The sequence below is a fragment of the Burkholderia sp. SR8 genome (genome assembly GCF_052851275.1).
The window spans coordinates 311,247-331,297 of record NZ_JAULUC010000004.1 but is presented as its reverse complement, the minus strand read 5'-3'; the positions used below and the strand labels follow the sequence as shown (position 1 = coordinate 331,297).

20 protein-coding genes are annotated in these 20,051 nt (G+C 69.2%); 13 read left to right on the top strand and 7 right to left on the bottom strand.

What is annotated here, in order from left to right; all coding sequences use genetic code 11:
* Window positions 1–5 precede the first annotated feature (5 nt).
* Complete coding sequence (locus Q3A80_RS07330) at window positions 6–1,016, bottom strand: 3-hydroxybutyryl-CoA dehydrogenase (RefSeq protein ID WP_446328395.1); 1,011 nt, start codon at window positions 1,014–1,016, stop codon at window positions 6–8.
* On the bottom strand, window positions 1,013–2,119 hold the full coding sequence (locus tag Q3A80_RS07325) for an NAD/NADP octopine/nopaline dehydrogenase family protein (protein WP_446328394.1): 1,107 nt from the start codon (window positions 2,117–2,119) through the stop codon (window positions 1,013–1,015). The genes Q3A80_RS07330 and Q3A80_RS07325 overlap by 4 nt, the downstream gene beginning before the upstream one ends.
* A 160-nt stretch (window positions 2,120–2,279) precedes the next feature.
* Here Q3A80_RS07325 and Q3A80_RS07320 point away from each other — a divergent pair, with 160 nt between their 5' ends.
* Window positions 2,280–3,272: an AraC family transcriptional regulator gene (locus Q3A80_RS07320; protein ID WP_446328393.1), complete on the top strand. Its 993-nt coding sequence runs from the start codon at window positions 2,280–2,282 to the stop codon at window positions 3,270–3,272.
* Window positions 3,269–4,300: a LysR family transcriptional regulator gene (locus Q3A80_RS07315; protein ID WP_446328392.1), complete on the top strand. Its 1,032-nt coding sequence runs from the start codon at window positions 3,269–3,271 to the stop codon at window positions 4,298–4,300. Before Q3A80_RS07320 ends, Q3A80_RS07315 begins: the two co-directional genes overlap by 4 nt.
* Before the next feature lie 62 nt (window positions 4,301–4,362).
* Here Q3A80_RS07315 and Q3A80_RS07310 read toward each other — a convergent pair whose 3' ends face one another.
* The gene (locus Q3A80_RS07310) at window positions 4,363–5,493 is read right to left on the bottom strand and encodes a porin (RefSeq protein ID WP_446328391.1); all 1,131 of its coding nucleotides are present in this window, start codon (window positions 5,491–5,493) and stop codon (window positions 4,363–4,365) included.
* A 410-nt stretch (window positions 5,494–5,903) separates the two neighbouring features.
* Here Q3A80_RS07310 and Q3A80_RS07305 point away from each other — a divergent pair, with 410 nt between their 5' ends.
* Both Q3A80_RS07305 and Q3A80_RS07300 read left to right on the top strand, forming a co-directional pair.
* Complete coding sequence (locus Q3A80_RS07305; protein ID WP_446328390.1) at window positions 5,904–7,307, top strand: spinster family MFS transporter; 1,404 nt, start codon at window positions 5,904–5,906, stop codon at window positions 7,305–7,307.
* A gap of 231 nt (window positions 7,308–7,538) precedes the next feature.
* Window positions 7,539–8,525, top strand: coding sequence for a PDR/VanB family oxidoreductase (locus Q3A80_RS07300; protein ID WP_446328389.1), 987 nt, complete (start codon window positions 7,539–7,541; stop codon window positions 8,523–8,525).
* Between the two features lie 175 nt (window positions 8,526–8,700).
* On the opposite strand, the gene Q3A80_RS07295 is transcribed toward Q3A80_RS07300, so the two are convergent.
* Complete coding sequence (locus tag Q3A80_RS07295) at window positions 8,701–9,618, bottom strand: LysR family transcriptional regulator (protein WP_446328388.1); 918 nt, start codon at window positions 9,616–9,618, stop codon at window positions 8,701–8,703.
* Between the two features lie 140 nt (window positions 9,619–9,758).
* Here Q3A80_RS07295 and Q3A80_RS07290 point away from each other — a divergent pair, with 140 nt between their 5' ends.
* Entirely contained in the window at window positions 9,759–11,042 is a 1,284-nt protein-coding gene (locus Q3A80_RS07290) for an aromatic ring-hydroxylating oxygenase subunit alpha (RefSeq protein ID WP_446328387.1), read from the top strand.
* Window positions 11,039–11,542 carry an aromatic-ring-hydroxylating dioxygenase subunit beta gene (locus Q3A80_RS07285; RefSeq protein ID WP_446328386.1) on the top strand — a complete coding sequence of 168 codons (504 nt, stop codon included), beginning with the start codon at window positions 11,039–11,041 and terminating at the stop codon, window positions 11,540–11,542. Before Q3A80_RS07290 ends, Q3A80_RS07285 begins: the two co-directional genes overlap by 4 nt.
* Here Q3A80_RS07285 and Q3A80_RS07280 read toward each other — a convergent pair.
* Window positions 11,517–11,840, bottom strand: coding sequence for a hypothetical protein (locus Q3A80_RS07280; protein WP_446328385.1), 324 nt, complete (start codon window positions 11,838–11,840; stop codon window positions 11,517–11,519). The genes Q3A80_RS07285 and Q3A80_RS07280 overlap by 26 nt on opposite strands.
* Here Q3A80_RS07280 and Q3A80_RS07275 point away from each other — a divergent pair.
* Window positions 11,839–12,225 (top strand): 2-hydroxymuconate tautomerase family protein, encoded by a 387-nt coding sequence (locus Q3A80_RS07275; RefSeq protein WP_446328384.1) that lies wholly within the window; start codon window positions 11,839–11,841, stop codon window positions 12,223–12,225. The genes Q3A80_RS07280 and Q3A80_RS07275 overlap by 2 nt on opposite strands.
* Window positions 12,226–12,353: 128 nt before the next feature.
* Here the strand turns inward: Q3A80_RS07275 and Q3A80_RS07270 are convergent, their stop codons facing one another.
* Complete coding sequence (locus tag Q3A80_RS07270; protein WP_446328383.1) at window positions 12,354–13,886, bottom strand: ATP-binding protein; 1,533 nt, start codon at window positions 13,884–13,886, stop codon at window positions 12,354–12,356.
* Window positions 13,887–14,045: 159 nt separating this feature from the next.
* On the opposite strand from Q3A80_RS07270, the gene Q3A80_RS07265 reads away from it, so the two are divergent.
* Genes Q3A80_RS07265 through Q3A80_RS07245 form a run of 5 tightly spaced genes read left to right on the top strand, consistent with a single transcriptional unit; the run spans window position 14,046 to window position 18,160 of the window.
* Window positions 14,046–15,239 carry an acyl-CoA dehydrogenase family protein gene (locus Q3A80_RS07265; RefSeq protein WP_446328382.1) on the top strand — a complete coding sequence of 398 codons (1,194 nt, stop codon included), beginning with the start codon at window positions 14,046–14,048 and terminating at the stop codon, window positions 15,237–15,239.
* Between the two features lie 53 nt (window positions 15,240–15,292).
* Window positions 15,293–15,670 carry a hypothetical protein gene (locus tag Q3A80_RS07260; RefSeq protein ID WP_011356094.1) on the top strand — a complete coding sequence of 126 codons (378 nt, stop codon included), beginning with the start codon at window positions 15,293–15,295 and terminating at the stop codon, window positions 15,668–15,670.
* 5 nt (window positions 15,671–15,675) lie between these two features.
* Window positions 15,676–16,203 carry a nuclear transport factor 2 family protein gene (locus Q3A80_RS07255; protein WP_446328381.1) on the top strand — a complete coding sequence of 176 codons (528 nt, stop codon included), beginning with the start codon at window positions 15,676–15,678 and terminating at the stop codon, window positions 16,201–16,203.
* A gap of 32 nt (window positions 16,204–16,235) precedes the next feature.
* Complete coding sequence (locus Q3A80_RS07250) at window positions 16,236–17,360, top strand: amidase (RefSeq protein WP_446328380.1); 1,125 nt, start codon at window positions 16,236–16,238, stop codon at window positions 17,358–17,360.
* Between the two features lie 56 nt (window positions 17,361–17,416).
* Window positions 17,417–18,160 (top strand): SDR family NAD(P)-dependent oxidoreductase, encoded by a 744-nt coding sequence (locus tag Q3A80_RS07245; RefSeq protein WP_446328379.1) that lies wholly within the window; start codon window positions 17,417–17,419, stop codon window positions 18,158–18,160.
* A gap of 330 nt (window positions 18,161–18,490) precedes the next feature.
* On the opposite strand, the gene Q3A80_RS07240 is transcribed toward Q3A80_RS07245, so the two are convergent.
* Entirely contained in the window at window positions 18,491–19,123 is a 633-nt protein-coding gene (locus tag Q3A80_RS07240) for a response regulator transcription factor (RefSeq protein WP_446328378.1), read from the bottom strand.
* Window positions 19,124–19,454: 331 nt separating this feature from the next.
* On the opposite strand from Q3A80_RS07240, the gene hpaC reads away from it, so the two are divergent.
* Window positions 19,455–20,000, top strand: a complete 546-nt coding sequence (gene hpaC / locus Q3A80_RS07235) for a 4-hydroxyphenylacetate 3-monooxygenase, reductase component (RefSeq protein ID WP_446328377.1) — start codon at window positions 19,455–19,457, stop codon at window positions 19,998–20,000.
* Window positions 20,001–20,051 lie beyond the last annotated feature (51 nt).

Below are 20,051 nucleotides of genomic sequence, written 5' to 3'. Positions count from 1 at the left end.
GGCGCTCACGCACCGCGATCGCACCGCGCCCCGTCGAATTCGGGCGCGAGCCCGAGGTGATCGAGCAGCCGCGCGAACTCGCCGAGCCGCCGTCGCATGTACGCCGGCACGTCGACCCGCGCATAGTCGTGGAACCCGGCACCGGTGCGCACGCCGTCGCGCCCGGCTGCCATGTTGCGCACGACGCTGTCCGCCGGCGCGAAGCGCGGCCCGATCTCGCCGGCCAGGTACGTCGATGCGTAGTACAGGATGTCGCACCCGCCCCAGTCGATGAACTCGAGCAGCCCGAGTACCGCGAAACGCGGGCCGAAGCCGGTGCGAATCGCGGTATCGATGTCCTCCGCGCTCGCGACGCCCTCCTCGACCATCCGCGCGGCCTCGTTCATCGCGAGCGCCTGGATGCGCGGCACGATGTAGCCGGGCGCCGGCCCGCAGATCACCGGCTTCTTGCCGACACGCTCGAGCAGGGCGGCCAGCGCGGCGACGACGCGCCCGTCGGTCGCGTCGCTGCGGCTGATCTCGACGAGCGGCATCAGCAGCGCCGGGTTCAGCCAGTGCGCATTCAGCATCCGCCCGGGATGCGCGACATGGCGCTGCAACTCGGTGACGACGAACGTCGACGTCGTCGATGCGATCGTTGCGCGCGCATCGACATGCTCGCCGAGCCAGCGCAGCGCTTCGACCTTCGCGTCGAGCACTTCGGGCAGCGCTTCGAACACGATGCCGGCGTCGCGCACCGCGTCCGCCGCACCGTCGCGCGCGACCAGTTCGATCCGCGCGACGACGGCGTCGGCCTGTGCGGCGTCGATGCGGCCGAGCGCGATCTGTGCGTGCAACGGCCGCGCGATCTCGCCGCGTGTGCGGTCCTCGAACACGCGCCATCCGTGCGCGTCGCGTGCCTTGAAGTCGATCAGCGTCACGTCGAGGCCCGCGAACGCGAACACGAGCGCGATCCCCTGCCCCATGCGTCCCGCACCGAGCACGTGCACGCGCGTCAGATCGGTCGCGGCCGTCATGCGACGTACCCCGCATCGAGCAGCGCGCGCATCGCGTCGCGCGACAGCGCGGCAACGCCCAGCCCGTCCAGCGTGCGCCCTTCCGCATACAGGTCGCGGCCGGTCACCGCCGACGCGACGCTCAGCAGCCCCTGCGCGACCGGCGTCGGCACGTTCGCCCAGCGCCCGCACGACACGATGAACGACAGCCCGAGCCGGGTGTCCTCGAGCATGTAGCGATGCGTACGCAAATCGATCTTCTCGCGCCAGTCGCCGCTATCGGTCAGCTTGCCGTGCGCGCCGCGCCCGTACATCCATTCGTCGCCGTCGCTCGCGTAGTGGTCCGCGAGCGGGAAATGCGGCGCGCGATAGCCGAGCGCTTCGCGCACCGCGATGCGTTCGGCGTCGAGCGCGTTCGTCACGCGGCGGATCGACGGTTGCGTGCCTTCGTTGTGGATGTCCCACGCGTCGAAGTGCTCGAGCGGTCCGGCGTTCATCAAGATCAGCGGCGGATGGATCACCGGGCCCGCGTTCATCAGCGCGCCGGACAGCGCGTCCTCGATCGGCTCGACCGACGGATAGCCGGCGCGCAACACGTCGAACGCCCAGCCGGCTGCATTGGCCGGAAACACGCCGGTCGGCAGGCGCGTCGCATAAGCGCTGATCACGACCTCGTTGTCGCCGTGCTTGCGCACCAGGTACGGCAGCGTGCCGGTCTCCGCATACGCGACGCGCGCACGGTTGCCGGCATCGGCCGCTGCACGTGCGAACACGAAACTGCCGAACGTGCCGGGCGGCAGGAACACGACCTGGCCGTCCTCGAGCAGCGGCGCAACCTGCGCGGCGAGCGCGTCGTGCGACACGGCCGGCAGCGGCACCACGACGAGCCGCGCGCCGCGCAGCGCGGCCGCGAGATCGTCGGTCAAGCGGATCGCGCCGGGTGCATCGCCGAGCGGCACCGCGCGCTTGCCGCGATAGTCGGTCACGTGCAATGCGCCGAGCTCGCGCAGCCGCGCATGCGGTTCGCGGTCGCGTCGCCACCAGGTCACGTCGTGGCCCTTCTCGAACAGGTCGATCGCCGCCGCATGGCAGCCGTGACCGCCGCCCAGTACACATACCTTCATCGTTGTCTCCCGGTGAGTGAATGGTTCCGAGCGTACGCGGGCGCATGCATCGCGTCGCTTCAAAACGCGCAACGGCACGCCGGTTCGCGCAACGCAATCGCGGCAACATCGGCGCAACCAGCGGCGCGCCGCGCCAACGCCCCCGACACGAGGCTCCCGCATGGATATCGCCCTCTCCCGGCATGCGCCGAACCGGCTCGGCACGCTGCATGCACCCGACGAAGTCGAACGCGCGGTCGCGCACCGGCTCGGGCCGCACCGGATGGCCGCGCCCGGCCGCGATCCGTTTCATGCGGAGCTGTACGAGGTGCCGCTGCATCACGGCGCGCTGCTCGAACTCTGCTACGGCCGCGAAACGCGCATCGACTTCGGCGACGATGCCGATCATTTCCTGTTCCGGCTGACGCTGTCCGGTGCATGCGAGTTGCAGGCCGGCCGCATGGTCGCGCGCGCCGGGCCGGGCGAGCTGACGGTATCGTCGCCGGCGCTCGCGAGCCGGCTGAGCACGAGTCCCGATTGCCGCAACCTGGTGCTGCGGCTCGAACGCGGCGCGCTCGAACGCAAGCTGCAGGACATGCTGCACATGACGCTCACGCGCCCGCTGCAGTTCGATCTCGCGGCCGGCGGAAAGGGAAGCGATAGCGGCAACGGCATCGGCGCGGCGCTCGTGCTGCCGACGTTCGACTACCTGTGCCGGCTCGGCGCGCAGCCGGGCATCGGGGCGGCGGCGACGACGTTCGGCGCCGATCTCACCGCGTGGCTGATGTCGCTGCTGCTCACGCATCTGCCACACTCGTACAGCGACGCGCTCGCGCGCGGCACGCCGCCGCTACCTGCCCACGTGCGGCGCGCATGCGATCACGTCGACGCACATCTGGGCGACCCGCTGGCGCTCGCGACGCTGGCGGCCGTCGCGGGCGTCGCACCGCGCACGCTGCAGCATGCATTCCGCGCATTCCTGGACACGACGCCGGCCGCCTACGTGCGCGAGCGCCGGCTGGCCGCCGTACACGCGGCGCTGCAACGCGGCGACGCGTGCAGCGTGACCGACGTGCTGATCGCGCACGGCATTCACGGCTTCGGCCATTTCGCGAAGGCGTATGCGCGGCGTTACGGCCACGCGCCTTCCGTCACCGCGAGGCAAACACGATGACGCACCGCGTCGCCAGCCGGCCGCCGGGCCGTCCGGAACCCGCGCCGCACGACGCGGACGCATCCGACGGCCTGCGCGTGCAGGACCTCGACCTGAACCTGCTGAAGACGTTTCGCGCGGTGTACGAAGAGCGGCACGTCGGCCGCGCGGCGTTGCGGCTCGGTGTCACGCAGCCGTCCGTCAGCTACGCGCTCGGGCGGCTGCGGCTGATGTTTCGCGACGCGCTGTTCGTGCGCACCGGCACCGGCGTCGAGCCGACGCCGCGCGCGCAGCGCCTCGCGGTATCGGTCGACAAGGCGCTCGCGATCCTGCAACACGTGCTCGACGAAGGCTCGCGGTTCGCGCCGGACAGCACGCAGCGCGTGTTCCGCCTGCACATGAGCGATTTCGCGGCGAGTGCGTTCCTGCCGACGCTGCTGGCAGCGTTCGACCGGCGTGCACCGGGCGCGGTGATCGAGACGCTGCACGTCGACGAATGCCAGCTGAACGTCGCGCTCGAATCGGGGCGCATCGACTTCGCGCTCGGTCATTTCGCGGATGCGTCGAGCCACTTCCAGCGCACCGCGCTGCTGCACGAGCGCTGCGTGCTGCTGATGCCGCGCCGCACCGCGCAGCGCGTCGCACTCGCCGACGATTTCGTGCTCGACGGCGACGCGCCCGACGCACTGCGCTTCGTCGCCGTGACGTCGCATCCGCAGTCGATGCAGTTGCTGGAGCGGCACGGGCTGATGCCGCGCGTGCGCGCCGCGCTGCCCGACTTCATGGTGGTGCCGGCACTGCTCGAGCACGGCGACTACGCGCTGATCCTGCCGGAAACGATCGCGATCACGTTCTCGGCGCGGCAGCCGTGCACGCTCTACGAGATTGCCGGGGCCGGCGAATGGGCCGTCAACGCGTACTGGCACCGGCGCTTCGATGCGGATCCGGGCCATCGCTGGCTGCGTGCGCTGCTGCTCGAACTGTTCGATATCGGCCGGCAGGCGCCGTTCGACGCATGGCTCGCACCGCAGCCGCCCGCGTGCGCATAGCGTCGCAGGCCGGCGCGGGCGCCAGCACCGGCACGCATGCGGGCCGGCGTCGGCGCCGCCGGTCAGAACGACGTGAGGATGCCCGCGACGATCGAGCTGGCGGTCGCGCCGGGTGTCGCGACCGCGACGCCGCCGCCCGCCGCGCCGTTCACGACGAAACGCGCATGCGCGCCGTTGCGCACCATCGCGGCGCCCGTGTACAGCACGGTGCGCTTCGACAGCGGATAGTCGAAGCGGATGCCGTACGAATCGGCGTTACCGTCGCTGTCGGCAACCTTCCGGTAATGGCCGATGCTCAGCAGCAGCGAGGCGCGTCCGATCGGCACCGTCGCGCTCAGCTCCATCGTGTCGCTGTGCGGATACGCGCTCTGGCTGTCGATCGCGGCCGCGACGTCGGGGCCGCCGCGATGCCGCATGTACAGCGCGGCGATCTTCACGACGTTGAAGTCGTACGAGATCGCCCCGAGCGTGTAGTTGCCGTTCGCGGCCGCGCTCGTGACGCCGAGCGTCGATGCGGCTACCGGGCTGAACTTCTGCTGCATGTAGTCGATGTCGACCGACAGGCCGCCGCGCACGTAGTTGACGCCCGCGCCGTACGTATCGCCGAGCGTCGCCGGCTGGCCGGCCGCGCCGTTGGTGCCGCGCGCGGCCATCGCGCGCAGCATGAAGCCCGCGTAGCGCGGCGACGTGTAGCGCATCGAGTTGCGCACGCGCAGGAACGCGGGGCCGACGAAGTTGTTCGTCGCATTGCCCCACGCAAGGCCTGCGCCGAGGCCCGGCAGGCTGTACGTGACGAGCGTCGTGTGCAGGATCGTGTAGAGCTCGCCGAACTGCACGCCGCCGAACGGCCCGGTGATGCCGACCCACGCCTCGCGGCCGAACAGCGCGCTGCCGTTCGACAGCGCGCCGCTCGCCGCATTGAAACCGTCCTCGAGCTTGAAGATCGTCGCGTAGCCGCCGCCGAGCTCCTCGACGCCCTTCAGCCCCCATTGCGACGCCCACAGGTTGCCGCTGCCCATGCGCGCCACATGGTTCGGCCCGGCGTTCGCGTATTCGATCGCGGTATCGACGCGGCCGTAGAGCGTCACGCTCGATTGCGCGGCGGCGGGCAGCGATGCGCACGCGACAAACGCGGCAACGAGCGTGGCAAGCGGTACGGCAAGCCGGTCGGCCCGCCCGTTCGGATGATTCATCTTGGTCGTCCCGTAGAGAGTGCGGCGCCCGTCGGCATCGCGCCGCTCGATGTGAAGCGCGTTCGCCTGTCGATGCGAACGCTGCCGATCGAAAACGGGCCGAGTCTAGGAACGACAATTTCGGAGGTCGACGCAATCCGCTCTATAACGCTTATAGACGTGCCGCATGATGCGCGCGCGCCGCGCCGCACATACGCTGCGCGGCGGCCCGCGCGCCCGGCCTCGGTGTTTTCTTTATCCGGGTCGGTAAATGTCCGTGTGGCGCCGCTGTCACTCCGGCTATGGCGGCTGAATTTGGCCGACTACGCTGCCTCTCCGATCGTGTCACCCGCACGCATTCGCGCCGCGACGGCGCCTGGCCGGCAAGGCCCGCGCCGCGCTTTCCCACCGCCCGCTCCAGGAGAATCCGCATGTCCGCACCCACGGCCCGCGCTGCCGACGGCAAGCGCTATACGTACGAATGGTATGTCGTCGTCATCTGCATGCTCGCGTATGTCTTTTCGTTCGTCGATCGGCAGGTGCTGGTCCTGATGATCGAACCGATCAAGCGCGACCTGCACCTGACCGACACGCAGTTCAGCCTGCTCAACGGCTTCGCGTTTTCGCTGTTCTATGCGGTGATGGGGCTGCCCGTCGCGTATCTCGCGGACCGCTACGCGCGCCCGCGCATCATCTCGCTCGGCATCGCGCTGTGGAGCGTCGCGACCGCCGCGTGCGGGCTCAGCCAGCAGTTCGTGCAGATGTTCATCGCGCGGATGGGCGTCGGCGTCGGCGAGGCCGCACTGTCGCCCGGCGCGTATTCGATGCTCGCGGACTACTTTCCGAAGGAGAAGCTCGGCCGCGCGATCGCCGTGTATTCGCTCGGCTCGTTCATCGGCGGCGGCGTCGCGTTCCTGATCGGCGGCTACGTGATCGCGCTGCTCAAGCACGCGAGCGCGTTCACGCTGCCGGTCGTCGGCCAGGTGCATGCATGGCAGGTCACGTTCCTGATCGTCGGGCTGCCGGGAATCCTCGTCGCGCTGCTGTTCGCCGCGACCGTGCGCGATCCGCAGCGCAAGGGGCTCGCGCAGGATCGCTCGGGCGCCGTGCGGCGGGTGTCGATGCGCGATTCGCTGCGCTTCGTCGGCATGCATCGCGCGACCTTCGCGTGCCACTACCTCGGCTTCTCGTTCTATGCGATGACGTTGTACTGCCTGCTGAGCTGGACGCCCGCGTTCTATATCCGCCGCTTCGGGATGACCGCCGTCGAAGCCGGCTATACGCTCGGCATCGTGCTGCTCGTCGCGAATACGGCCGGCGTGTTCTGCGGCGGCTGGCTCAACGACTGGCTGCTGCGCCGCGGCCGCACCGACGCGCCGATGCGCGCCGGCGCGATCGGCGCCGCATGCATGGCGATTCCCGCGACGCTGTTCACACAGCTCGACAGCCTGCCCGCGTCGCTTGCGATGCTCGTCGTCGCGATGTTCTTCGCGTCGTTCCCGATGCCGACGTCGACCGCCGCGATGCAAACGCTCGCGCCGAACCAGATGCGCGCGCAGATCTCCGCGCTGTTCCTGCTCGTGTCGAACCTGATCGCGCTCGGGATCGGCACGACCGTCGTCGCGCTGTTCACCGATCGCGTGTTCGGCGCGCCGGCGGCGGTCAGTCATTCGATGTCAATCGTCAACGTCGCGGCGGCCACGCTTGCGGCCGTGCTGCTCGCGCTCGGCTGCCGGCAGTACCGGCGCAGCCTCGATCGCGAACGCGGGCATGCGGCGGCCGCGGCTTCGGCCGATACGGCCGTCGACGGCGGCAGCGCCGTTGCCGCCCGCTGAAGTTGTGCTGTTGGTCGATCCGTGTTCGGCGCGCTCGCCGCGCGATCGGCGACGTCGTCGACGTCGCGGCGGCCGCGCGGTCGCCGCATACTGACTGGGGCTATCATCCATCCCGTTGATGCAGTCATCGCTTTTTAATCGATTTGATTTATGTGTCGCCCATCCCTATTCTCGGTTGCATGACGGCGCGGTATCCGCCGCGCCGGTTTTCCTTACCCCACGGAACACCCCATGCAAGCGAACCGCCACCAGGTCCGGATCGACGCGCTGATCGACGCGGCGCAGGACATCCGCTGTTTCCGGGTCTCGCGCGTCGACGGCCAGCCGTTCGACGCGTATGAGCCGGGCGCCCATATCGACGTCACCGCGCCGTCCGGCGTCACGCGGCAATACTCGCTGTGCGGCCGCCCCGACGAGCGCGGCAGCTATCTGTTCGCGGTGAAGAAGGAAGCGCAGTCGCGCGGCGGCTCGCGCTCGATGCACGACGACGTGTGCGTCGGCGCGGAGTTGTCGATCGGCGCGCCGCGCAACCTGTTTCGTCTGACGGACGACGCGAGCGAGCACGTGCTCGTCGCGGCCGGGATCGGCATCACGCCGCTGTTGTCGATGGCGTACGCGCTCGAGCAGCGCGGCGCGCGTTACCGGTTGCACTACTTCGCGCGCAGCCGCGAGCATGCGGCGTTCGTCGACGAACTGTCCGCCGAACCGTTCGCGTCGCACGTGACGTTCCATTACGGGATCGTGCCCGCTGCGCTGGCGGCCGAACTCGCGCGCTGCGTCGAATCGATCGACGCGAACGCGCATGTCTATACGTGCGGACCCGGCCCGTTCATGGACGCGGTCGTCGCAGCCGCGGCCACGCGGATCCCGGAAGATGCGATCCATCTCGAACGCTTCGCGGCGGAACCGGCCGCGGCCGACATGGCGACGGATGCCGCTCCGGCTGCGGCTGAAGGCTTCGAAGTGCGCCTGCAGCGCAGCGGTCAATCGGTGCGCGTCGCGCCCGACACGTCGATCGTCGACGCACTCGCACGCGTCGGCATCGAAGTCGATACGTCATGCGGCGAAGGCGTATGCGGCACGTGCATGGTGCCGGTGCTCGACGGCGAACCCGATCATCGCGATCACTGTCTGAGCAAGGCCGAGCGCGCGAGCAACGCGGTGATCTGCTGCTGCGTGTCGCGTGCGCGCTCTGCGGTGCTCGTGCTCGATCTGTGATGCGTCGAGGGCGGTGACGCTTTTGTCGCGTTGTCGCCGTTGATGCGTTGATGCGCCGGTGCGTCAGCGCGTCAGCGCTCAGACGCGCAACGGTGCACCGATGTCCGGATGCGCCGCTACGCTGGCGGCTGAGCCCAAGCCGCGGCAGTGGCGTCACCCGCGCACCGCCCGACCGTCATTCGTCGAAATGCTCGACGATCTCCGCGAGCAGCGCGCGCATCCACGCGATCCCCTCGTCCTCGTGAAAGTGCTCGTGCCAGTGCATCGTGACCGGCGCGGGCGGCAGCGTCACCGGCAGCTCATAGAGCCGGAACGCGTTGTCGCGGTTCAGGATCTGCGCGAGCCGCTTCGGCAGCGTCGCAAAGAGATCGGTGACCGACAGCACGCTCGGCAGCGCGACGAAGTGCGGCACTTCGAGCGCGACGTTGCGGCCGACGCCCTGCGCGCGCAGCGCATCATCGAGCGCGTGGTGACTGTGCTCGACCGACTTCACGTTGACGTGCGCGGCACGCACGAACTGCTCGAGGCTCAGCGCCGCGCCGGCCGGCAATCCGCGCCGGCGGCCCGTCATGCAGACGTAGGTTTCCTCGAACAGCACCTGGTGACGCGTGCGCGGCATCAGCTCCGGCAGGTTGCCGATCGCGAAGTCGAGCCGGCTCGCGCGCAGCGCCTCCTCGATCTCGTCCACCGGCAGCGGCTGCACGCTGAGCGTCACGCGCGGCGCGCGCTCGCGCAGTGCCTGGCAGATCGCCGGCAGGTACGCCATCTCGCCCGCGTCCGACAGCGACAGCCGGAACGTGCGCGTGCTCGTCGCCGGGTCGAAACGCTCCGCATAGCGCAGCGCGACGCGCACCATGTCGAGCGCCTTGCCGACGATCCCCGCGAGTTCGAGCGCGACCGGCGTCGGCTGCATCCCCGCGCGCGTGCGCACGAACAGCGGATCGTCGAACAGCGTGCGCAGCCGGCCGAGCGAATAGCTGACGGCCGGCTGCGACAGCGCGAGCCGCTCGCCGGCCTTGGTCAGGCTGCGCTCCTCGACGATCGCCTGAAACACCCGCAACAGGTTCAGATCGAGATGATCGACCGATGTCATCGTGACCTCCTTCATTTGCCACATTTATTTGATTGGCAATTTTAGATCAATTTGACGGATATACAGCAGAAGACGAGACTCGTCATCGGACGCTGCGCACGGCGCGGCCCGATTTTCGCGACTCTTTCCCCACGACGACGATGAGCGACATTTCCTACCAGACGATCGACACCCGCGCGTTGCACGGTCTCGCGCAGCCCGATCGCATCGCGCCTGCGATGTATCACGACCCCGCGCTGTTCGAAGCCGAGCTCGACCGCATCTTCTACCGCACCTGGATCTGGGTCGCGCACGAAAGCGAGCTGCCGAACCCGGGCGACTTCGTCACGACGACGATCGGCCGCCAGCCCGTGATCGTCGTGCGCGACAAGACCGGCGAGGTCAACGTGCTGCAGAACCGCTGCCGCCACCGCGGTGCGACCGTGTGCGAGTCGCACAAGGGCAACGCGAAAGGCTTCACGTGCCCGTATCACAGCTGGTCGTACGCGCTCGACGGCACGCTGCGCGCGCTGCCGTACGGCGACGGCTACGAAGGCGTATGCGACAAGGGCGACCTGCCGCTCGTGAAGCTGCGCGTCGGCGTGTACCAGGGGCTGATCTTCGCGAGCTTCAACGACGACATCGAACCGCTCGACGATTTTCTCGGCGGCGCGAAGCCGTGGATCGACCTGTTCATGAAGCAGGGCGCCGGCTACCCGATCAAGGCGAACGGCGAGCACAAGTTCAAGTTCAAGGGCAACTGGAAGATCCAGCTCGAGAACACGACGGACCTCTATCACTTCCCGGTCGTGCACAAGTCGTGGATGAAGTCGATCGACGACGAGACGGCCGCCGCGATCACGAGCTTCATGACGAGCGAGCACGCGTTCTGCCGCGCGCTCGGCAACGGCCACAGCCTCGCGGTGCTGATGCCCGAACTGATCGATCTCGACGACGACGACGGCGCGCCGCTGCCCGAACGCTTCGCGCCGCTCGCCGCGAAACTCGCCGAACGCCATACGCCGGAAGAAGTGCGCCGCATCGTGCGCTCGCTGCTGGGCGTCGGCTTCAACCTGAACCTGTTCCCGAACCTCGCGCTGTCGATGGCGTTCTTCCGCGTGCTGCGGCCGATCTCCGCGAACGAGACCGAGATCCGTCACGTCGCGCTCGCGATGGACGGCGGCCCCGACGAAGCGAACCGCGAGCGGCTTCGGATTCACGAGCATTTCCAGGGCCCGTTCGGCTTCGGCAGCCCCGACGACGCGGAAGCCTGGGAGCGCGTGCAGCGCGGCGCGCATGCGGGGCCGGACGTGCCGATCCTCGTGAACCGCGGGTTGAACCGCGAGACGACCGCCGCGAACGGCGAAAAGACCGCGCATGCGACCGACGAAACCGGGATGCGCGAGGCATACCAGCAATGGCGAAAAATGATGGAGCAACAGTGATGGACGACCGCAACGCTCTTCTTTCCGAGCAGACCTTCGCCCGCGCGGTCGAGTTCGTGTGGCGCGAAGCCGAGATGCTCGACCGCCGCGACTACCGCGCGTGGCTCGATCTGTGGGATCCGGCCGGCCACTACGTGGTGCCGATCGATCCCGACACGACCGACTTCGCGGCGACGCTGAACTACGTGTTCGACGACCACGACATGCGCGAGAAGCGCGTGCAGCGGATGGTGTCGGGCTACTCGGCGTCGGCCGCCGACGCCGCGCGCACGGTGCGCACCGTGTCGCGCTTCACGCTGGAAAGCAGCAGCGCCGGCACCGTCGAGCTCAAGTCCGCGCAGGTCGTCGTCGCGTATAAACGCGGCGTCGCGACGCTGTTCGCGGCCGACGTCACGCACAAGCTGCACGTCGATGCGGACGGCGAGATGCGGATCGCGGAGAAGGTCGTACGCCTGATCGATTCGACCGAAGCGCTCAGCGCGATCGGCTTCCTGCTGTAAGCGCCAACCGGTTCGCCGTCGCTGGCGCAATGGTGAGCCGGGCACCTTCACCTTTGAATGGGCGCAGGTTCGCCGTCGCCAACGCAACGGTGATTCGGCCACCTTCATCGGTGAGCGTGCACCGGTTCGCCGTCGGCAGCGCGACGGTGAGCCGGTCACCTTCACCTGTGAGCGGACACCGCCGGTTTGCCGCCGCCAGCACAACGGTGAGCCAGGCACCTTCACCTTCGAGCGACCACCGGTCCGCCATCGCCAGCGCAACGGTGAGCCAGTGACCTTCACCTTTTCGGACGACCATGCCTACACTCGAAGTTTTCCTGCCGGCCGGCCATGACGACGTTCGCAAGGCCGAGCTGATCGCGCGGCTCAGCGGTGCGACCGTCGATGCGATCGCCGCACCGCTCGAATCGGTGCGCGTGCTGCTCACCGAATTGCCCGCGACGCATATCGGCCTCGGCGGACGCACGGCCGCCGACGGCGCGCCGCCGTCGCTGCCGGTGATCGTCGCGATCCTGATTGCCGGCCGCACCGACGAACAGAAACGCGCGCTGATCGCGGCGCTGTCCGACGCGGCCGCGAACGTGCTCGACGCGCCGTTGCACGCGACGCGCGTGATCATCAAGGACATCCCGAACACCGACTTCGGGATCGGCGGTCGAACCGCGCGGGCGCTGGGGCGCTGATCATGCGCCGCGCGTCGCTGCCCTGCCGTGATGCGCGCGGCTCGCGTAATGCAAGCGACAGCCGCGACGCACGCGACATCCGGAATGACACACGTGAAACCCGCGGCGTAAGCGACGCACCGCAGCGGCTACACCCGCGCTGCGTCGGCGAGCGGCAGCGTCACGCGGCAATCGAGCCCGCCGCCGTCGGCCGGGCTCGCCACGATCCTGCCGCCGTGACGCGTGACGATGCTCTTGCACAGCGACAGCCCGATCCCGTTGCCGCCGGCCTTCGACGACGAAAACCCGTCGAACAGCCGGTCGTGCGCGCCTTCGGCGATACCGGGCCCGTTGTCGATCGCACGCAGCTCCGCGCGGCCGTCGACGTTCGCGGTGCCGAGCGTCAGCGTGCGCGGCGCGCGCTCGCAGCTGGCGAACGCCTCGATCGCGTTGAACGCGAGGTTCAGGATCACCTGCCCGATCAACACGCGCTCGCAACGAATCGGCAGCGGCGCAGCGGCCTGCACGATCGCGACCGTCACGCCGGCTTCCTTCGCTCGCAGCTCGATGAAGTACGCGACGTCCGCGAGAATCTCGCGCAGGTCGGCGAGCGCGACGACCGGCTCGCGCTTCACGATGAACTCGCGCACGCTCTTGATGATCAGCGCCGCATGCTCGGCCTGGCGATCGGCGCTGCGCAGCCCCCAGATCGCGTCGTCAACGGCGCCGCGCGCGTTCAGCCGCTGCACCGCGCCCTCGATGAAGTTGCGCACGGCCGCGAGCGGCTGGCTGAGTTCGTGCGCGATCACGGTCGCCATCTCGCCCATCGCGTTGTAGCGGCCCGCGTATTCGAGCATCCGCGCTTCCGCGCGGCGGGCGTCCTCGATCGCGACTTCGTCGCTCACGTCGCGAAACTGCACGAGCAAGCCGTCGAGATCGCCTTCGATCTCGACTTGCCGGCACAGGATGCGCAGCCAGCATGGCGAGCCGTCGCGCCGCACGATCCGGTAGCGCTGCGGTGCGGAAGGATACGCCGAAGGCGCGTCGCGCAACTGCGCGACGAGCCGGTCGCGATCGGCGTCCGCGCAGTAGTCGAGCACCGCGCCGAGCGGTTCGTCCGGCGCGAGCCCGAGCACGCGGCGGCCCGACTCGCTGATGAACTGCACGCCGCCGTCCGGCGTCACGACCGCGATGCCTTCGTCGAGGTCCTGCATGAACTCGCGCAGCCGCGCCTCGTAGCGGCGCAGCTGCTGGCGGACCGCCTCTTCCGCGCTGATGTCGCGGAACTGCACCATCACGACGTCGCGCCCGCGCAGCGGCACGTAGGTCGCGGTGGCCTCGGACAGCATGTCGACGCCCGTGCGCGACCGATAGCACCATTCGTACACCTGCGGCCCGTCGACGAGCGCGCGATCCCACGCACTCACCGCGATCTCGCGCCGGTATTTCGGCTCGGGGCGCGTCATGTCCGGCGCTTTCAGCGGCAGCAGTTCCTCGACGGAAAAGCCGAGCGCGATGCACGCGGCACGGTTCGCCCACACGATCGCCTTGGTCTGCGCATCGTGCAGCAGCACGCAGGTCGTCAGCGCGTCGAGCAGCCGGTGGAAATCGTCTTCGTCGGGAAAACTCATGATCGGATTCGGATGAAGGCGCGCGGCGTCGCGCAGCCGGACGTCCAACATAGCACCGCGATGCGCGGCCCGCACCTGAAGATTTCTTTAGGCCGGCACGGAGCGACACCAGTCGCGCGGCCTTACGCCCCAATTGCTGCGTGTTTTCGGCGTTTCTAGACTGGTTGCATCTACTTGCCCAGCCATCGAACCCCATCCCAGGAGACAGCCATGCCCCACGCCGCCCTCGCCATCGACGCCGCGTCCACTTCGCCGCATGCGGTCCGCGAAGCCGCCGCGCGGGTGTCGCCGCTCGATGCGGCGATCGAAACCGTCGCCGCGCGTCGCGACGAATTCGACCGCCTGTCGCACGTGCCGCGCGACGTGATCGCGCTGTTCAAGGAAGCCGGCATCTATCGCGCGGGCACGCCGCGCCGCTTTGGCGGCGACGCGCTCGCGCCGACCGCGTTCCTCGACACGATCGAGCGGATCGCGATCGCCGACGGATCGGCCGCGTGGGTCGCGAGCTTCGGCTCGGCGAACGTCTATCTGGCCGCGCTGCCGCTCGAAACCCAGGCCGAGCTGTACGCGAGCGGCCCCGATCAGGTGTTCGCCGGCGGCCTGTTCCCGGTGCAGCCGGCGCAGGCGGCGCCGGGCGGCTGGCGCGTGAACGGTACGTGGAAGTTCGCGAGCGGCTGCAAGGGCGCGGACTGGCTCGGCGTCGGCATCGCGGTGCCCGGCGCGCAGGATGCCGCACCGAACAAGCCGCGCACGGCCGTGTTCCGCGCGGCGGAAGTCGAGATCGTCGAGAACTGGAACGTGGTCGGCATGCAGGGCACGGGCAGCCACGACCTGCGCGTCGACGACCGCTTCGTGCCCGAAGCGTGGACGTTCGTGCGCGGCGGCGAACCGACCGTCGACGAGCCGCTGTACCGCTATCCGACCGTCGCGTATGCGGCGCAGGTGCTTGCCGTGGTCAACCTCGGCCTGGCGCGCGCGGCGCTCGACGTCGCGAACCGGATGTCGGGCGGCCGCCAGACGACGACCGGCGCGCCGCGTCTCGCCGACCGCGCGTATTTCCGCATCGAGCTCGCGAAAGCCGAAGCGCAACTGCGCTCGGCGCGCGCGTTCTTCTACGACGCGACCGATTCCGTCTGGCAATCGATTCTCGCCGGGAACCCGGTGACGGCCGAGCAGGTCAGCCTGCTCAGGCTCGCCGCGACGCACATCGCCCGCGAAGGCGCGAGCGTCGTCGAGCGCGCGTACCGGCTCGGCGGCACGGCCGCGATCTATCGTACGCATCCGCTGCAGCGGCTGCTGCGCGACGCGCTGGTCGTCACGCAGCACGCGTTTCTCGGCGAAGGGAATTTCGACGGCGCGGGTGCGGTGTTCACCGGCGTCACGCCGTTCCCCGGCTATCTGTAATCCGCGTCGATGCGCTTCGACGCCGCTCAACGCATTCTTCAGGAGAACCTTCCATGTCCGATTCGAATCCGCTGCCGCTGCGCGTGCTGTTCTGCTGCGGCGTGTCGCAAAACTTCTTCGACCTGCCGCGCGAGAAGATCGGCGAAGTGTGGCAAGCATACGGCGCGATGCTCGCCGCGGTCGAAGCGATGCCCGGCGTGCGCGTGCTCGGCGTGATGGATGACGACCGCCTCGTCGTCGGCCAGGCCGACGGCGCGCCGTGGACGTTCTACATCATGGCCGACGTCGCCGACTTCGACACGACGGTCGCCGTGTGCAACCTGTATCGCACGACACCGGTCGGCGAATACAACCTGTGGCGCTACGGCAAGATCGAGGCGCGCGTCGGCCGTGCGCTGACCGTGCCGCCGGCCGCGAAACCCGCGGCGTGACGCAGATGACGACCGGACCCGATTCGACGCGCGCGCTCGAAGCGCTCGCGCAGCGCGTCGCGGCGCTCGACGCCGAACGTGCGGTGCGCGCGACGATCACGCGCTACATGGCGCTGTGCGACGTGCCCGAGGATGCCGGCGACGGCGCGGCACTCGCCGCGCTGTTCACGTCCGACGCGATATGGGAAGGCATCGGCCCGCAGTACGTGCGCAAGTTCGGCCGCCTCGAAGGCACCGACGCGATCGTCGCGATGCTGCGCCGCTATCTGCCGCCCGATCCGCATTTCTCGGCGAACCTGCATTTCCTGACGTCGGAGTCGATCGACGTCGACCTCGACCGTGCGACTGCGCGCGGCCGCTGGATCATGCTGCAGGCGTCGCGCTACGCGGACGGCACGGCCGAGCTGATCGCCGCGCGGCTGACGATCGATTTCGCGCCGGCCCGCGACGGCTCGACCTGGCTGATCCGCCATTTCCGCACCGAGCGCGTGCTCGACGGCCCCTGGCCGTTCGCCGCCGCGCCGCGGCCCTGAACCCTTTCACGCGTTCGTACGCCATCGCATCCATGACAGGCTTCATCGATACCTTCACGCTGGGCGGCCCCGGCCCCACGATCGCGATCAAGGACACGATCGACATCGCCGGCCATCCGACCCGCGCGGCCAGCCGCGCGCTCGCCGATGCAGCGCCCGCCGCGCAGCATGCGGACGTGGTCCGGCTGCTGCTCGACGCCGGCTGGCAGATCGCCGGCAAGGCGAACATGCACGAGCTCGCGTTCGGCATGACCGGCATCAACGACTACACCGGCACGCCGGTCAATCCGCAGGACCCGGCGCGCATTCCGGGCGGCTCGTCGAGCGGCTCCGCATCGCTCGTCGGGCTCGGCGCGGTCGATGCCGCGCTCGGCACCGACACCGGCGGTTCGATTCGCGGACCGGCCGCGTGCTGCGGCGTGGTCGGCCTGAAGCCGACCTTCGGCCGCGTATCGCGGCGCGGCGTCGCGCCGGCCGCGACCACGCTCGATTGCGTCGGGCCGTTCGCGCGCGACGTGCGCACGCTCGCGGCCGTGATGATCGCCATCGCGCCGGGCTTCGATCGCGCGCGTGCGGCTGCGCCTGCTGCCGGCTGCACGATCGCGCATGCGGTCGTCGATGCCGATCCGGCGATCGCCGCCGCGCTCGACGCGGCGATCGGGGCGTCGGGCCTGCGCGCGCACGACGTCGTGCTCGATGCAATGCCCGATGCATTCGCCGCGGGGCTCGCGGTCATCAATGCGGAAACGTCGCGCGCATTCGGTCATCTCGTCGAAACCGGCAAGCTCGGCGCGGATCTCGATGCACGGCTGCGGATGGCCGCGACGACGACGCCGGCCGCGCTCGCGCAAGCCGAAGCCGTGCGTGCGCGCTTCACCGCGCAGGTCGACGCCGCGCTCGAACACGCGGACGTGCTGGTGCTGCCGACGCTGCCCGCGTTGCCGATCACGCTCGCGCAGGCACGCGACGGTGTGTCGGTCATCGCGATGTCGTCGCTGATCCGGCCGTTCAACCTGAGCGGACATCCTGCGCTCAGCCTGCCGCTGCCGCTCGCGGGTACACCGCTGAAGGCCGCGCTGCAGATCGTCGGACGCAACGGCGCGGACGAACAGGTGTGCGCGGTCGCCGCGCACTTCGAGGCGGCACTCGCCGCATGAATCACGATGCGGGCGCCGCTTCGGTAGCGCGCTCGCGAACCGGGAAATCACGCACCATGTCAGACCGAGTCGTCCTCGTCACTGGCGCCGCGCGCGGGCTCGGCGCCGTCATCGCCGAACGCTTTCATGCGGCCGGCTATCGCGTCGCGCTGGCCGATATCGCCGTCGATGCCATTCACACGCATGCGCACGACCTCGACCCGAGCAGCGAACGCGCGCTCGCGCTGCCGCTCGACGTCACGTCGAAGCGCGATTTCGAAGCCGCGCGCGATGCGCTCGTCGCGCGCTGGGGCGCGGTCGACGTGCTGGTCAACAATGCCGGCGCATCGAAGGTCGTACCCGCGATGGAGATCACGGCCGAGCAGTTCGACCAGGTGATCGACGTGAACCTGCGCAGCGTGCTGTTCGGCTGCCAGGTGTTCGGCCAGTACTTCGCGACGCGCGGCGCGGGCCGCATCGTCAACATCGCGTCGCTGGCGGGGCAGAACGGCGGCTCGGCGACGGGCGCGCACTATGCGGCCGCGAAAGGCGGCACGCTGACGCTGACGAAGGTGTTCGCGCGCGATCTCGCCGCGCAGGGCGTGACCGTCAACGCGATCTCGCCGGGTCCGCTCGATTTGCCGATCGTCTATGAAAGCGTCGCGCCGGAGAAGCTGCGGCAGGTGCTCGCGAGCCTGCCGGGCGGCAAGCTCGGGTCGGCGAGCTTCGTCGCCGATGCGGCCGTGCTGCTCGCGTCGGGCGACGCGCATTTCGCGAACGGCGCGTGCTGGGATATCAACGGCGGGTTGTACATGCGGTGAATCGCGGCGAGCGGCGAGCGTGCGGTGTCGGCGGGCGCCGTGCGGTACTCGTGCTCGTGCGTTTGCGTTGGCAGACGCGATGCGGTGCGGTGCGTGTGTCGTGTCGTGCCGTGTCGTGCCGTGTCGTGCCGTGTCGTGCCGTGTCGTGCCGTGTCGTGCCGTGTCGTGCCGTGTCGTGCCGTGTCGTGCCGTGTCGTGCCGTGTCGTGCCGTGTCGTGCCGTGCCGTGTCGTGCCGTGCCGTGCCGTGTCGTGCCGTGTCGTGTCGTGCCGTGTCGCGTCGTACGTTGCACGCAGACACGTCCACATGCAAACCAAACCAAACCGAACCGCTAGCGCGGCGCTTCGCCCTCATCGCCCCACACGACCATCACGTCGCGCACGAGCGCGGCGATCGACGTCGCGCCGAGTTTCTCCTTGATGCTCGCGCGATGCACGTCGACGGTCTTCACGCTGATCGACAGGTCCGATGCGATCTGCTTGCTGCCCTTGCCGTCGACGACGCCGCGCAGCACTTCCTTCTCGCGCGCGGTCAGTGCATCGAGCCGCTGGCGCAGCTCGCGATGACGCTGGCCGACCGCGTGCCGCTGCTGCGCGAGCCGCAACGCGCGTTGCACGCGCTCGAGCATCTGCTGCGAGTTGTACGGCTTCTCGACGAAATCGATCGCGCCGTTCTGCAGCGCACGCACCGACATCGGGATGTCGCCGTGTCCGCTGACGAAGATCACCGGCAGCGTCGCGCCGCGCGCGTTCAGTTCCGCCTGCACGTCGAACCCGCTTTTCTCCGGCATCCGCACGTCGAGCACCAGGCACGCGGGCAGGTTCGCGTCGAAGCGCGCGAGAAAATCGGCCGCATTCGCGAATCCTTCGGACGCGATGCCGACCGATTCGAGCAACCATGCGAGCGACGTGCGCATGCCGCTGTCGTCGTCGACGATGTATACGATCGGAGCCGGTGACGTCATCGGGGTGTCTCGCAAGATATCGGTATCGGTATCGCACGCGCCGCATCGGAAGCCGGCGTCGTTCGTCGGGGATGTGCGGCACATCATAACGAGCCGAAAATGCGCTGAATACCCCTTTACGTACCGCGCGAATGCCGCAATCGCATTTTTTTCGTGCACCGCGCCGCGCATCTAGGTAGAACCTTTAGACGCGTTGGCGGGAACGCCAGCTTCGTCGTCAATCGTGCGAATGGTCGCCGGCTTTTTCGCGACGTACGCTTGGGTCATCGTCGACGATCCGCTGCCGCCTCGAGCGCGCGCGATCGCCGCCTTCATCCATCCAGGAGCGCCCATGTCCGCAACGACCGACACCCCGCAACCGGCGCGCGCCGCACCCACCGACGCGCAAAAGGCCTTCCGGCAGGCGATGGCCCACCTCGGCGCGGCCGTCAACGTGATCACCACCGCGGGGCCGCACGGCCGCTGCGGGATTACCGCGAGCGCCGTGTGTTCCGTCACCGACGCGCCGCCGACGCTGCTCGTGTGCCTGAACCGGTCGAGCGCGATGCACGCGATCTTCGAGCGCAACCGGCACGTGTGCATCAACGTGCTGCCGGCCGAGCACGAACTGCTCGCGCGGCATTTCGCGGGAATGACCGAGTTGCCGATGGAACGCCGCTTCGAGTTGCCGGTATGGGATCGCGGCGAGCAGGACGTGCCCGTGCTGCGCGATGCGCTCGCGAGCCTGCAGGGCACGATCGCCGAGATGAAGGACGTCGGCTCGCATTCGGTGATGTTCATCGAGGCGACGTCGATCCGCGTGCGCGACGACGGCGACAGCCTCATCTATTTCAGCCGCGCGTTCCATCGCGTGTCGCGCACGGCCTGCGCACGGTAACGATCGCGTTGCATTGCCGGGGCCGCCTGACGCGCCCCCGCGCCCCCGAAA

Coding starts and splice junctions, on each gene's coding strand:
- Q3A80_RS07330 (WP_446328395.1), bottom strand. CDS start 1,016: ATGACGGCCGCGACCGATCTGACGCGCGTGCACGTGCTCGGTGCGGGA.
- Q3A80_RS07325 (WP_446328394.1), bottom strand. CDS start 2,119: ATGAAGGTATGTGTACTGGGCGGCGGTCACGGCTGCCATGCGGCGGCG.
- Q3A80_RS07320 (WP_446328393.1), top strand. CDS start 2,280: ATGGATATCGCCCTCTCCCGGCATGCGCCGAACCGGCTCGGCACGCTG.
- Q3A80_RS07315 (WP_446328392.1), top strand. CDS start 3,269: ATGACGCACCGCGTCGCCAGCCGGCCGCCGGGCCGTCCGGAACCCGCG.
- Q3A80_RS07310 (WP_446328391.1), bottom strand. CDS start 5,493: ATGAATCATCCGAACGGGCGGGCCGACCGGCTTGCCGTACCGCTTGCC.
- Q3A80_RS07305 (WP_446328390.1), top strand. CDS start 5,904: ATGTCCGCACCCACGGCCCGCGCTGCCGACGGCAAGCGCTATACGTAC.
- Q3A80_RS07300 (WP_446328389.1), top strand. CDS start 7,539: ATGCAAGCGAACCGCCACCAGGTCCGGATCGACGCGCTGATCGACGCG.
- Q3A80_RS07295 (WP_446328388.1), bottom strand. CDS start 9,618: ATGACATCGGTCGATCATCTCGATCTGAACCTGTTGCGGGTGTTTCAG.
- Q3A80_RS07290 (WP_446328387.1), top strand. CDS start 9,759: ATGAGCGACATTTCCTACCAGACGATCGACACCCGCGCGTTGCACGGT.
- Q3A80_RS07275 (WP_446328384.1), top strand. CDS start 11,839: ATGCCTACACTCGAAGTTTTCCTGCCGGCCGGCCATGACGACGTTCGC.
- Q3A80_RS07280 (WP_446328385.1), bottom strand. CDS start 11,840: ATGGTCGTCCGAAAAGGTGAAGGTCACTGGCTCACCGTTGCGCTGGCG.
- Q3A80_RS07270 (WP_446328383.1), bottom strand. CDS start 13,886: ATGTTGGACGTCCGGCTGCGCGACGCCGCGCGCCTTCATCCGAATCCG.
- Q3A80_RS07265 (WP_446328382.1), top strand. CDS start 14,046: ATGCCCCACGCCGCCCTCGCCATCGACGCCGCGTCCACTTCGCCGCAT.
- Q3A80_RS07260 (WP_011356094.1), top strand. CDS start 15,293: ATGTCCGATTCGAATCCGCTGCCGCTGCGCGTGCTGTTCTGCTGCGGC.
- Q3A80_RS07255 (WP_446328381.1), top strand. CDS start 15,676: ATGACGACCGGACCCGATTCGACGCGCGCGCTCGAAGCGCTCGCGCAG.
- Q3A80_RS07250 (WP_446328380.1), top strand. CDS start 16,236: ATGACAGGCTTCATCGATACCTTCACGCTGGGCGGCCCCGGCCCCACG.
- Q3A80_RS07245 (WP_446328379.1), top strand. CDS start 17,417: ATGTCAGACCGAGTCGTCCTCGTCACTGGCGCCGCGCGCGGGCTCGGC.
- Q3A80_RS07240 (WP_446328378.1), bottom strand. CDS start 19,123: ATGACGTCACCGGCTCCGATCGTATACATCGTCGACGACGACAGCGGC.
- hpaC (WP_446328377.1), top strand. CDS start 19,455: ATGTCCGCAACGACCGACACCCCGCAACCGGCGCGCGCCGCACCCACC.